Raw genomic sequence first — 11,399 nt, 5'->3', positions numbered from 1 at the left:
GTTCGACGCTGCCCGTATGACCGGCATCGAACTGGAGTTGGCAATCGTGCTCAATGTGACCGGCCAGCTGTTCGACGAGAGCCGCGCGCTCGAACTCGCCGGCCGCATCAAGCCCGACCTCTCCATACGGCTGGCCAGGCGGTTGATCACAACGAATACGCTGCTTGGCGTCAATTCCAGGGACAGACTGGGCTCACGCCTGCGCCGCGACGCCTTCCGGTGGATTCAGAGATTGGCCAAGGCCAGGCCGCAAGTAGCCTGACTTGACGTCAATCCAGGGTGCCGCGGATCAGCGCCGCAGCGTCAGCCGGGCGCGCGCCTACTTCGAGCTGGAAGGTCGGCACCGCATTGACCAGCCCGGCGATGGTCGCCAGCCTGCGCTTCTGCATCGGCAGCAGCCCGGTCATGCCGGTGCGGACATTGTCGACTGCCAGCGCCACCATCGCGTCGGTCCTGGCCATGGCGACGAGCCGGGTCTGCCCGTCGGCGGAACGCGCCAGGTGCAGAAGCGCCGCCACCGGCCGGGCGGATGCGTTTTCCACCCGGATGATACCGCCCAACCGTTCTAACGAGACCGGCTGTTCGCCGTTGCGATCCCACGTCTGGCCAAGGCATGGCGCCACCTGCGGGATCATTTCGGCAGTCTTCCGGTGGATTTTGACGGCGCGCGGCAAGCCCCAGGCTACAACCTTGCCCGAAGCGACATTCAGGATCATGGCGTCGTCGGAGCAGAGGCCAAAGCCCTGTGTTGCCAGCGCCAGCGACGTCGTGGTCTTGCCGGTGCCGCTCGGGGCGTGGATCAGCACCACCGCATCGCGGTCAGGCAAGGTCAGCCCGGCCGTATGCAGCATATGCTGGCCACCGGCGTCGAGCGCGGCATCCAGGACCAACATCGACGGCGTCCAGGCGGCTTTCGTACCGGTGCTAATCCGGAGTTCGGCCCAACCTTCCCCACCATTGATCGCAACGGTTTGGCGCCCGGGAAAGACCAGATGGACAATGCCGCCATCCTCGATCATCCGGCAGGGACCATCCTCCGGCACCTCGCCATCGAAGACCAGGGATCCATTGGGTGTCTCGTCCAGCGTGTCTGTTTCGGTGATCTCAAGACGAAAGTCCGGCGCGACGGGTTCCTCTATGCGCAGGCTGCCCAGCATCCGGTCGAAATCCTGCCACAGCTCGGAGCGCTCGGCCGATATGCCAAGGATCAGGCCGTTGAGGCCATAGCAGGCTGAAGGTCTGGTCAAGCGGGACGCGCCTTTACGGCATCGGCATGATGACGATAGATCTCGACCATGCCGGGAAGCTTGTCGCTGACCACCGGCTTGCCGTCGAGGCAGACCCAGCAATGCGCCGATAGACGCTGCGCTTGCATCGACTGCGGTTCGACGCCGAAGCGCAGGTCCGGATCGAAGCCGGCTAGTCGCAGGAAACGATGACCGAGCAGACCTTCCCTCAAGCACCTGCGGTCACGCATCAGCCAGGGATGGCGGACCGTGCGGTTGACGCTCGCGACGATGTAGGCGGACGCCAGACCGCGATAGGGCGTCGACGAGGCGAGCGGCGCCCATTTGAGCACCTCCTCGAAGCTCCGGTTGGTGACAAGGACCGGCATCAGCCGCGCGCTCGCCCAGAGATGGCAGCGAAAAAGAGCGCGCAGGAGCGGGCCGTCAGCCATCAAGCACCTGGCGCGGCGAGGATACCTTCCGAGATCAGATCCGTGGCCAGTGCCGCCATGTCCTGATCGAGCGTCCCCTTGTCGACCTCGAACTCCTCGCAAAGCAGGTCGACGATCTGGTCGAGGTTGCGCGCGCCGTCCACCTTGTCGAGAAAGGCTTCGGTCGTGCCGTTGCATGTATAGAGCTGGCCGCTGCGCGCCAAAAGCACGACTGCGCCATCGCCCACATGCTGCACCGAGGCATCCTCGGCCAGCCGCAGAACGGTTCCAGAGACTATTTCCACCACGCCCCCTCCAAGCCATGCTCATCCCGGAAATCAGATAGCGCGGAGGTGGAGCGCTGTCTATCGGCCGATCACGGGAGCCCAGTTCAGGGGACCAACGGCCTTGCTGACAGATTCTCCGCGCCAGTCGCGTTAGAACCTGCTCGGTTGCGTCTTCCCGGCCGCATTCGGCCCAGAAATAGTCATCGATGAAACGTGACAAACAGCGGGCTGCCGGCAGCGGACGTTGCATTTCTTCCCCTAAGTAAGGTAAAACCTGCCTGGGTATTGGGGAGATAGCGTATGCGTTACAATTGGGAGCGAGCTCCGACGAGCTTCGAACGTCATAGAAAAGCGCTGGCGACAGCCATTTTGATCGCTGGCGGCATTGGCCTCATGCTTGTGGCCCTGCCGATCTAGAAACAACCTTGAGACAGAGCGGCTGCCGGCGCTTGGGCGTGACCTCTCAGCGTGGCTGCCCGGTCACTGCGAGGAAGCGGCGATCGCGCCCCTCGAAACCCTGGCTGAAACGCTGCACCAGCACGACAATTACCGCCGGCTTGCCGGCCGGGGTAAGTTCGTAGGATTCCGACAGGCTGTAGGAGGTCGGGCAGTTTCTTGAGCCCGGCACGGTCTTGTCCTCGTGCAGGATCTTGAACGGCTTGCCGTCCTGGCCTTGCAGCGTCAGCCGGAAGCCGAGTGCCTTGCCAGATGTGTCGCGCTGCTCCGTCGTTGCGAAACTCGCCGAACAATCGCTCGTGCTGGCTGCCAGGATCTCGTCGAGCTGGATGGTCGAAACGCCCGTTTCGCCATGGAGCGGCGACAGCCATTTCTGCGACACCTGTTCGAGGCGGGAGATGTCGTTGTAGGCAACCATTTCACCCGGAAAGGTGAATTTGTCGGACGCTGTCTGCTCGGCTGGGGATGTGATTGCATAATGGGCGAGAATGGGCGCCGCCTGAGCGGCGGCCTGCGCCCTCGCCTGCTCCAGCGTCAGTGTCGCCTCCTCCGTCTCATCGACGACGAGGATCGGCTTACCGCCAACGAACCGATCCGTACGGGTATCGATGATGTCGATCTCAGACCAGCCGGAGTCCGAGGCGCCGGCGTCGAGCGTTCCATATTGCTCGAAGGCGAAATAAGCGCCATCCGGCGAAAAGCCGATGATGTGCCGTGCCGCGGCATCGCCGGCTTCAGCGGTTCCGGTGGACATAGCAAGTACGGCGCCCATGACCGACGATAGCGAAAAGCGCCCGATGATCCGAACAGCAGCAGACATCACCACCCCAGTCCCGTCTCGCAGTTCATAGCTGCTTGCCCCCAAGCGCCAGGTCGATGCCGTCGTCACAATGGCGTGGATTTGCGGCCAAGGGTAGAGCGCGCTATCTGGAAGGAAGAAAAACATTTCCCGGGGAGGTATGGATGGCTTCACGCTATCACGAGGTCTATGAAGGCTGGAAACGCGATCCGGAACAATTCTGGGCGGATGCGGCCGGCGCCATCGACTGGTATTCGCCCTGGGACAAGGTGTTCGACGCCAATGCCGGTGTCTATGGCCGCTGGTTCACCGGCGCCACCTGCAACACCTGCTACAATGCCATCGACCGCCACGTCGCCGGCGGCCGCGCCGACCAGATCGCGCTGATCCATGACAGTGCGATTGCCGGAACCGTGAAAAAGTTCACTTATGCCGAGCTGAAGCGCGAGGTCGTCGCGCTGACTTCGGTGCTGAAGAACCGCAGCATCGGCAAGGGTGACCGCGTCATCATCTACATGCCGATGGTGGCCGAGGCGGCCATCGCCATGCTCGCCTGCGCCCGCATCGGCGCGGTGCATTCGGTGGTCTTCGGCGGCTTCGCCTCGCATGAGCTTGCCACCCGCATCGACGATGCCAGGCCGAAGCTGATCATTTCGGCATCCTGTGGCCTGGAGCCAGGCCGCGTCGTTGCCTACAAGCCGTTGCTCGACAAGGCGATCGAGATCTCCCGCCACAAGCCGGACGCCTGCCTGATCCTGCAGCGCGACCAGTTGCGCTGCGAGTTGAAGGAGCATTTCGACATCGACTACGCCGATGCCGTCGCCCGCGAACGGGCAGCGGGCGCCAATGTCGATTGCGTGCCGGTGCTTGCCACCGATCCGCTCTACATCATCTACACATCGGGCACGACCGGTCAGCCCAAGGGCATCGTGCGCGACAATGGCGGCCATATGGTCGCGCTGAAATGGACGATGGAAAACGAGTTCGGCGTCAAGCCGGGCGAGGTGTTCTGGGCGGCATCCGATGTCGGCTGGGTGGTCGGCCATTCCTACATCGTCTACGGACCGCTGCTGCATGGCTGCACCAGCATCCTGTTCGAGGGCAAGCCTGTCGGCACGCCCGATGCCGGCACCTACTGGCGGGTGATAGCGGAGCATGGCGTGGTCGCGCTGTTCACCGCGCCGACCGCATTCCGCGCCATCAAGGGGCAGGACCCGAAGGGCGAGTTCATTGCCAAACACGACCTCTCGAAGTTCCGCACGCTGTTTCTTGCCGGCGAGCGCGCCGACCCGGAAACCATCAAATGGGCGGAGCAGAAGCTGAATGTGCCTGTGGTCGACCATTGGTGGCAGACAGAGACCGGCTCGCCGATGACGATCAATCCCGCCGGCCTTGGCCTGCTGCCGGTGAAATACGGCTCGCCCGGTGTGCCGATGCCCGGCTACGACATCCGCGTTCTCGACGATGCTGGCCATGAGGTGCAGCGCGGCACGCTGGGCAATGTGGTGATCAAACTGCCGCTGCCGGCCGGCTGCCTGCCAACGCTGTGGAATGCCGATCAACGGTTCCGCCAGGCCTATCTCGACGAGTTCCCCGGCTTCTACAAGACGGCGGATGCCGGCATGGTCGACGAGGACGGCTATCTCTACGTCATGGCCCGCACCGACGACATCATCAATGTCGCCGGCCACCGCCTGTCGACCGGCGCCATGGAAGAGGTGCTTTCGGCCCATCCCGATGTCGCCGAATGCGCGGTCATCGGCATTGCCGACGCCATGAAGGGCCAGGTTCCGCTGGGCTTCGTGGTGCTGAATGCGGGTGTGACCCGCGATATCGGCTCCATCGAGAACGAGGTGGTCGGCCTGGTGCGCGAACGCATCGGCCCGGTCGCCGCCTTCAAGACGGTGGTGACGATCAAGCGCTTGCCCAAGACGCGTTCGGGCAAGATCCTGCGCGGCACCATGCAGAAGATCGCCGACAAGGAGGAATGGGCCATGCCGGCAACCATCGACGATCCGGTCATCCTCGACGAGATCACTGCGGCGCTGAAGGAGCGCGGAATCGGACTTTGAGCCACTGAAGGGTGGGCCGCGGACGACCTTTTCGATCGGCAAGCAATACTTTTATTGTGCGACGCAGCAATGCACCCTAAAGTCGTTCGCGGGGGGCCATCGACAAAGGTCGCATGGCTCAGCAGAAGATTACATTTGGCGGCGTCGACATCCTGCGCTTTCTCGCCGCCGTCATGGTCATGGTCTACCACTATGGCTTCTGGGTGTGGGCGTATCCTGACGGTGTTTCGGCGCGCGCCACGGGCGGCGTTCCCCCGCAGCCGGCAATAGGCGCCTGGGTCGAATCCGGCTGGGTCGGCGTCCAGATCTTCTTCGTCATCAGCGGCTTCGTCATCGCCTTCAGCGCCGAAAGGTCGACACCCCTGCGGTTTTTCGAAGCCAGGGTGAAACGGCTGGCGCCGGCCGTGTGGATCTGTGCGCCGGTCACTGCGGCGGTGCTTTTGATCGTCGGCCTCAGCTGGCCGACCGATGCCGTCGTCAGGCTCGTCCGCACCGGCCTGTTCGCCCCTTACGCGCCATGGGTGGACAGCGTCTACTGGACGCTCGGCATCGAGATCGCCTTCTATGCCGTCGTCTGGACCTTGCTGCGGCTCGGCCGCTTCCATCTAATGGAAATTGTGGCCCTCGCCATCGGCCTGGTCAGCGCGCTGTTCTGGTGCCTCTACTACCCGCTCGACTGGGCCGACCTTGCCGAAACACGCACGCTCGACCTGCTTCTGGTGCATCACGGCGTGTTCTTCGCCACCGGCGTCATGCTGTGGCTGATGCGCTTCAAGGCGGTGACAGCCGCCCGCCTAGCCTTCTGCGCCCTGTTCCTGGCCGGTGGCGTGCTGCAGATCGCCAGTTCGGTCGACGTTCATATCCTGAAGGTCGGGCGTGATATGCCCTTCGCCCCGCCGATCCTCATCTTCCTCATAGGCATCGCGCTGATGGCGTGGTCGCTGCGGCTCGACCTCTCCTGGAGCGGCTGGCGCCGGATCGGGCTGATGACCTATCCGCTCTACCTGCTGCACGATGTCGTCGGCGCGGCCCTGCTCGGCATCCTGGTCCGCGCCGGTCTGCCGCATCTGTTCTCGATGGCGGTCGTCGGCGCGACGATGATCGCGGCAAGCTGGCTAGTGGCGACCGAGGCCGAACCACGCATCCGGCTGCTGCTCGACCATACCGTTTTCCGTTATCGGCTCAAGGCAGCCTGACGACGGTCCGGCAGACCGGCCCGGCCGCCGACCTAAAGCATGTCGCGCCTGAGCGGATTCAGGCCCACTCCAGGCCTTTGTTCCACGGATCGCTCTCCCAAAACGGAGCTCACTTCCGAGCGACATGCATTGGCGGTGCCGACCCGGCGCAGCTACATTTTCCACGATTGCGGAATTCTTCGTTTCGGGCATGATAACAGGCACTTATGCCTTCGGCATGAGAGCTTGCCTCGAGACGCCCGGCACGTGACCCTGTTCCAGCGAAAACCCCGCATCGCGGCGCGTCCGCGCCTCGATATCGACATGCAGGACGCTGTCGTCTATGCGATCGGCGACGTGCATGGCTGCTACAAGGAACTCCGCGCGCTGGAGCAGAAGATCCTGCTCGATTCGCTGCGCTTCCAGAGCCGCAAGATCATCGTCATGCTTGGCGACTACATCGACCGGGGGTTTCAGTCGGCGCGGGTGCTCGATCATCTCCTGGCGCCGCCGCCGAAAGGATTTCAGCGCATTTGCCTTGCGGGCAACCACGAAGTGGCAATGCTGAACTATCTCGACGGAAATCTGTCCCGCGAACCCTGGCTGGCGACGGGCGGCCTGCAAACCCTGTTTTCCTATGGCATCGATCCGGCGCGCCTCACCAGCCTCTACGGGAGCAGCGCGCAGATCGACCGGCGCATAAGGGAGATCATTCCGGACGATCACGTCAGCTTCCTGCGCGGGCTGCCGATCATGGTCCGTTCGCGGAAGTTCGTGTTTGTCCACGCCGGCATCAGGCCCGGCGTCGACCTTGCGGCGCAAACCGACCATGACCTGATCAACATCCGTTCGGACTTCTTCGAGGCAACGCACCTGCTCGACCGCTGGGTGGTGCACGGGCATACGCCGGTGGATGTCCCGAAGCTCGAAGGGCGCCGGCTCGGCATCGACACGGCCGCCTTCCAGAGCGGACGCCTGACCGCCGTCAGGATCGCCGACAAGCAAGGCAGGCTGATCTTCTCCTGACGCGCAACGATATTCAGGTGTGCTGGCCTGAAGATCGATACACTTCAGAGTGGACCCACTCGACGTCAGACCGGCGCCTTGCCGCGCACTTCCGACTTTTCCAGATAGTAGCTCGAATATTTATCGAAGAATTTTTCCGAGCCGCCGAACGATCCGTATTTGGCCAGTTTCTTCAAATCGACCTTGTTCAGCACCGCGCCGACGATCTTGTTGGCGACATAGGGTTCGGATTCCAGCATCGACCTGACCATCGCGCGCGGGGTGCGCCCCCACTCGGTGACCAGTACAAAACCGTCGACCAATGGCGCGAAGGCCTTGGCGTCGACCACCGGTCCGAGCGGCGGCAGATCGACGACGATGTATTCGAACGTCTCCTTGGCGTTCTCGATGAAGCGCCGCATGCCGGCCGAGGAGAGAAGTTCGCTGGTATGCGAGAAGTGACCGCGCAGCACCGCCGGGATGATCGCCAGCTTCGTCTGCCTGTCGATCTTGCCGACGGACTGCCAGGTCTGGCCGCCGACCACCGCTTCCATCAAGCCCTGCTCGGTTTCCATGCCAAGGCCTCGGCTGAGGCCGGGATTGCGCAAGTCGCCGTCGATCAGCAGCGTCTTGGAGCCATTGGCGGCAAGCAAGCCGGCGAGATTTGCCGCGACCGTCGACTTGCCCTCGCCGGGAAGCACCGAGATGATGCCGATGACGCGGCTGCCTTGCCCTTCCATCACGACGTCGAAGGCGATCTTGGCGCTGCGCAGCGTTTCGGAGAACATCGAGGCTGGAGAATCGATGCTGACCCGCATGCGCGCCCGCTTTTCGGCTGAAGACAGCGATTGGGTGGTCTTGGCGTCCACCTGGGTCTCGCCCGGCTTTTCTTCCTTGCCGAGCTTGCCGCCGATCGTCGGCAGGTAGCCGAGGAATTTCAGGTTGACGCGGTCGCGCACGTCCTCGCCGGTCCTGAAGAAGCGTTCGTTAAACTCGTTCAGGCCACCAAAGCCGGCGCCCATCAGCAGGCCAAGCACCAGCGAAAGTCCGAGCACGACGATGGTGCGCGGGCTTGAGGCCGTCATCGGCATCGACGCGTCGGAGATGATGCGGATCTTGCCGACCGGGAAGGACTGCTGCTGCGCGGCTTCCTCGTAACGACCCAGGAATGTCTGATAGAGCGTGGTGAGCGCCGTCGCCTGCTGATCGAGTTCACGCAGCTTGACTTGCGTCTGGTTGTCGACGGAACTCTTGCCTTGCGCGGCCGCGACGTTGGCCCTGAGCGCGGTCTCGCGTGCCTGCGCCACCTCATATTCGTTGCGATAGCTTTCGGTCAGCTGCTTCAGCTCGCCGAAAATCTGCGTCGATATGTCGGCCTTCTCCTTGGAGAGAGCCACCGCCTGCGGGTGCTCGGGGCCGAAATTCGCCTCGACGTCCTGCAGCCGCTTGGCCACCGTGAGGTAGCGGGTCTTGAGCGCCGATATGACCGAGCTGCTTGGCTGGTCGCTCGATATGGCGGCATCCTTGAAAGCGTTTTCGGAGCCGCTGTCGACGATGGCCTTGTACTGCTGGTAGCGGGCGCTGGCGCGTGCGGTGTCGGCCTGCGCCACGATAAGCTGGGCGTTGAGGTCGGAAAGCTGCTTGTCGCTCATCAGCTGGCCATCGCTGTTGGCCGCCAGCCCATGTTCAGCCCTGAATTTCTCAACCGCGAGCGAAGCTGCCTGCGAGCTCTGGCGCAGCTCCGTCAACCGGCCCTGCAGCCAGACCGCAGCCCGCTCGGTGGCATCGAAGCTGGCATCGAGCTGATCGGCGAGATAGGCATCGGCATAGGCCTTGGTGATGGCGTTTGCCAAGGCCGGATCCGTCGCCTGATAGCCGAGCGCGATGACGTAGCTTCGGCCGACGCGTTCCGCCCGGATCTCGTTCTGCAGCTTGAGGATCGCGTAGTCGCGGCGCGACGTGGCGATCAGCGCATCGCGGGCGGCCGGGTCGAGCTTGCTGAAGTCAGCGCCACCCGGCATGGAAGAGCTGGGGCGGACATACTGGATCAGGCTGCGGATGAGGCCTATGCCTTGGGCAAGCGCCGACTGGGGCGGATTCATGAACGTGTCGTTCTGGTCGAGCTTCAGCTTGTCGACGACCACGGCGGCAAGCCGCGTCGAGGTCAGGATCTCGATCTGGCTCAGGATGGCGGAATCGGTCTGCATGGTTGTCGACGTCGCCGAAATGTCGTCGACGATCTTGTTCAAGCCCTCGTCGATCAGCACGCTGGCGATCGACTGATATTTGGGCGGCGTTGTCTGCAAATAGAGCAGGCCCAGGAAGAGACCGATGACGGCACACACGGCAACCACCTTGGCCTGCCGTGCGGCCATGCCAAGCAGCCGCTCGATATCGATGAAGTCTTCGCCGTCTCCTGCGTCCGAATTCGGCAATGGCATCCTCTTGTCGAGAGGAAAGTTGGCATAATTCATCTTCGGTCCAATTCTAGAGCCGGTCCTATTCCGATTGATCGCAATTGGCTCTATCTTACTGTTTCAACATGATCTTTTCCGGAAACCGGGACCCACTTTCAGGGATCATGCCTTGGCTTGCAGGCGCCTCGAAGATCGGGAGCATCGCCAGAGCAATGCAAGCGTCGTGCCAGACGGAGAGAACCTGCCGGCCCCTCTTCGCCGGCCATCTGACGATACTCCCGAAAGATGGGCATTATGCGGCTTCTTCCTGGCGTTCATGCGACCGGACGAACTCCTGAAGCATCTCGAAAACCGGACCCTTCATGTCGTCGCGCGCCAGCGCGAAGGCGATGTTGGCCTGGATGAACCCTTCCTTGGAACCACAGTCGAACATGCGGCCGAGGAAAGGCTGGGCGAAGAACGGCTGATCCTTCGACAGACGAACCATGGCATCCGTCAGTTGAATCTCGTTGCCGGCGCCGCGCTGCTGATTGCCCAGGAGCGCGAAAATCTCCGGCTGCAGGATGTAGCGGCCGTTGATGTAGAAATTCGAAGGCGCATTGGCCGGCGCCGGCTTCTCGACCATGGCCGTCACCTCGAAACCGCCGCCGATCTCGGCGCCACGGCCAACGATGCCATATTTGTTGGTCTCGCTGGGTTCGCAACGCTCGACGGCGATTACGTTGCCGCCCGTGCGCTCATAAAGCTCGACGGTTTCGGCGAGGCATCCGCGACCGCCGAAGGACACCATGTCCGGCAGCAGCAAGGCGAAGGGCTCGTTGCCGATAACCTCGCGCGCGCACCAGACGGCATGGCCGAGGCCTTGCGGGGATTGCTGGCGGATGAAGCTGGTGGCGCCGGCCACAGGCAGCATGCTTTCGAGCGCCTCCAGCTGGGTCTTCTTGCCGGTCTGCTCCAGGGTGCCGATCAATTCCGGATGCAGGTCGAAATAGTCCTCGATCACCGCCTTGTTGCGACCGGTCACGAAGACGATGTGCTCGATGCCCGCCTCGAAGGCCTCGTCCACCGCATATTGGACGACAGGCCTGTCGACGACGGGAAGCATTTCCTTCGGCATCGACTTGGTCGCCGGCAGGAACCGCGTTCCAAGCCCCGCCACCGGTATCACGGCCTTCCTGATTTTCTTCATCGCAAATTCCTTCTGAGGAGATCGACTTCAATCCGTTCACAGGCCACGAAAATTCCCTCCATGTGCCTGCATCTTCACCTCCCCGCCCCGACGGCAAATTGTGCCGCCATTCTTCGCAACCGCACGGCGATCGGCATGCCCATATGCCTGACCGCCGCCGGGTCGCTGAGCGCAGTCCGGATCGCCTTGAGCGGGGACCGCGCCTTGATGTGCTGTACCAGTGACAGAAACGATGCCGCCTTGCGCAGGCTGCGGCCACGCCGCGCGAACGCGGCCTGCGCGGCCTCATCCATCCGATGGGTTTGAGCGAACACGGCATCCGCCCTGCGCATGGCTTCGACG

9 protein-coding genes and 2 pseudogenes are annotated in these 11,399 nt (G+C 63.0%); 4 read left to right on the top strand and 7 right to left on the bottom strand.

Annotation, left to right across the window (positions count from 1 at the left end):
- Positions 1–262: pseudogene (locus tag EN991_RS08935) on the top strand (hypothetical protein); the annotation flags it as partial.
- A gap of 7 nt (positions 263–269) precedes the next feature.
- On the opposite strand, the gene EN991_RS08930 reads toward EN991_RS08935, so the two are convergent.
- The 4 genes from EN991_RS08930 to EN991_RS08915 all read right to left on the bottom strand — a co-directional run bounded on the left by EN991_RS08930 (position 270) and on the right by EN991_RS08915 (position 3,220).
- A complete protein-coding gene (locus EN991_RS08930; protein ID WP_013528091.1) occupies positions 270–1,247 on the bottom strand; it encodes a hypothetical protein in 978 nt (325 codons plus the stop codon).
- Complete coding sequence (locus EN991_RS08925) at positions 1,244–1,678, bottom strand: lasso peptide biosynthesis B2 protein (RefSeq protein WP_013528092.1); 435 nt, start codon at positions 1,676–1,678, stop codon at positions 1,244–1,246. The genes EN991_RS08930 and EN991_RS08925 overlap by 4 nt, the downstream gene beginning before the upstream one ends.
- Positions 1,678–1,965 carry a PqqD family protein gene (locus tag EN991_RS08920; protein ID WP_032898709.1) on the bottom strand — a complete coding sequence of 96 codons (288 nt, stop codon included), beginning with the start codon at positions 1,963–1,965 and terminating at the stop codon, positions 1,678–1,680. The genes EN991_RS08925 and EN991_RS08920 overlap by 1 nt, the downstream gene beginning before the upstream one ends.
- A gap of 442 nt (positions 1,966–2,407) precedes the next feature.
- Positions 2,408–3,220: a DUF2259 domain-containing protein gene (locus tag EN991_RS08915; RefSeq protein ID WP_164753479.1), complete on the bottom strand. Its 813-nt coding sequence runs from the start codon at positions 3,218–3,220 to the stop codon at positions 2,408–2,410.
- Positions 3,221–3,363: 143 nt separating this feature from the next.
- Here EN991_RS08915 and EN991_RS08910 point away from each other — a divergent pair, with 143 nt between their 5' ends.
- The 3 genes from EN991_RS08910 to EN991_RS08900 all read left to right on the top strand — a co-directional run bounded on the left by EN991_RS08910 (position 3,364) and on the right by EN991_RS08900 (position 7,472).
- Entirely contained in the window at positions 3,364–5,271 is a 1,908-nt protein-coding gene (locus tag EN991_RS08910) for a propionyl-CoA synthetase (RefSeq protein WP_127368594.1), read from the top strand.
- Positions 5,272–5,384: 113 nt separating this feature from the next.
- The gene (locus EN991_RS08905) at positions 5,385–6,467 is read left to right on the top strand and encodes an acyltransferase (RefSeq protein ID WP_024501824.1); all 1,083 of its coding nucleotides are present in this window, start codon (positions 5,385–5,387) and stop codon (positions 6,465–6,467) included.
- Positions 6,468–6,713: 246 nt separating this feature from the next.
- A complete protein-coding gene (locus EN991_RS08900; RefSeq protein ID WP_013528097.1) occupies positions 6,714–7,472 on the top strand; it encodes a metallophosphoesterase family protein in 759 nt (252 codons plus the stop codon).
- 65 nt (positions 7,473–7,537) lie between these two features.
- Here the strand turns inward: EN991_RS08900 and EN991_RS08895 are convergent, their stop codons facing one another.
- The 3 genes and pseudogenes from EN991_RS08895 to EN991_RS08885 form a co-directional block, all read right to left on the bottom strand.
- Entirely contained in the window at positions 7,538–9,925 is a 2,388-nt protein-coding gene (locus EN991_RS08895; protein WP_027164272.1) for a polysaccharide biosynthesis tyrosine autokinase, read from the bottom strand.
- 235 nt (positions 9,926–10,160) lie between these two features.
- Positions 10,161–11,057, bottom strand: a complete 897-nt coding sequence (locus EN991_RS08890; protein WP_013528099.1) for a UTP--glucose-1-phosphate uridylyltransferase — start codon at positions 11,055–11,057, stop codon at positions 10,161–10,163.
- A 74-nt stretch (positions 11,058–11,131) separates the two neighbouring features.
- A pseudogene (locus EN991_RS08885) lies at positions 11,132–11,399 on the bottom strand (glycosyl transferase); the annotation flags it as partial.

The organism is Mesorhizobium sp. M7A.F.Ca.US.005.03.2.1 (assembly GCF_003997795.1).
In the GTDB taxonomy this organism is placed as follows: Bacteria; Pseudomonadota; Alphaproteobacteria; order Rhizobiales; family Rhizobiaceae; genus Mesorhizobium; species Mesorhizobium ciceri.
This window is presented reverse-complemented; position numbering and strand designations above follow the sequence as displayed.

Excerpts from the sequence above, each read along its gene's own strand:
- EN991_RS08890 (WP_013528099.1), bottom strand. The coding sequence starts at position 11,057 with ATGAAGAAAATCAGGAAGGCCGTGATACCGGTGGCGGGGCTTGGAACG.
- EN991_RS08895 (WP_027164272.1), bottom strand. The coding sequence starts at position 9,925 with ATGAATTATGCCAACTTTCCTCTCGACAAGAGGATGCCATTGCCGAAT.
- EN991_RS08905 (WP_024501824.1), top strand. The coding sequence starts at position 5,385 with ATGGCTCAGCAGAAGATTACATTTGGCGGCGTCGACATCCTGCGCTTT.
- EN991_RS08925 (WP_013528092.1), bottom strand. The coding sequence starts at position 1,678 with ATGGCTGACGGCCCGCTCCTGCGCGCTCTTTTTCGCTGCCATCTCTGG.
- EN991_RS08910 (WP_127368594.1), top strand. The coding sequence starts at position 3,364 with ATGGCTTCACGCTATCACGAGGTCTATGAAGGCTGGAAACGCGATCCG.
- EN991_RS08915 (WP_164753479.1), bottom strand. The coding sequence starts at position 3,220 with ATGTCTGCTGCTGTTCGGATCATCGGGCGCTTTTCGCTATCGTCGGTC.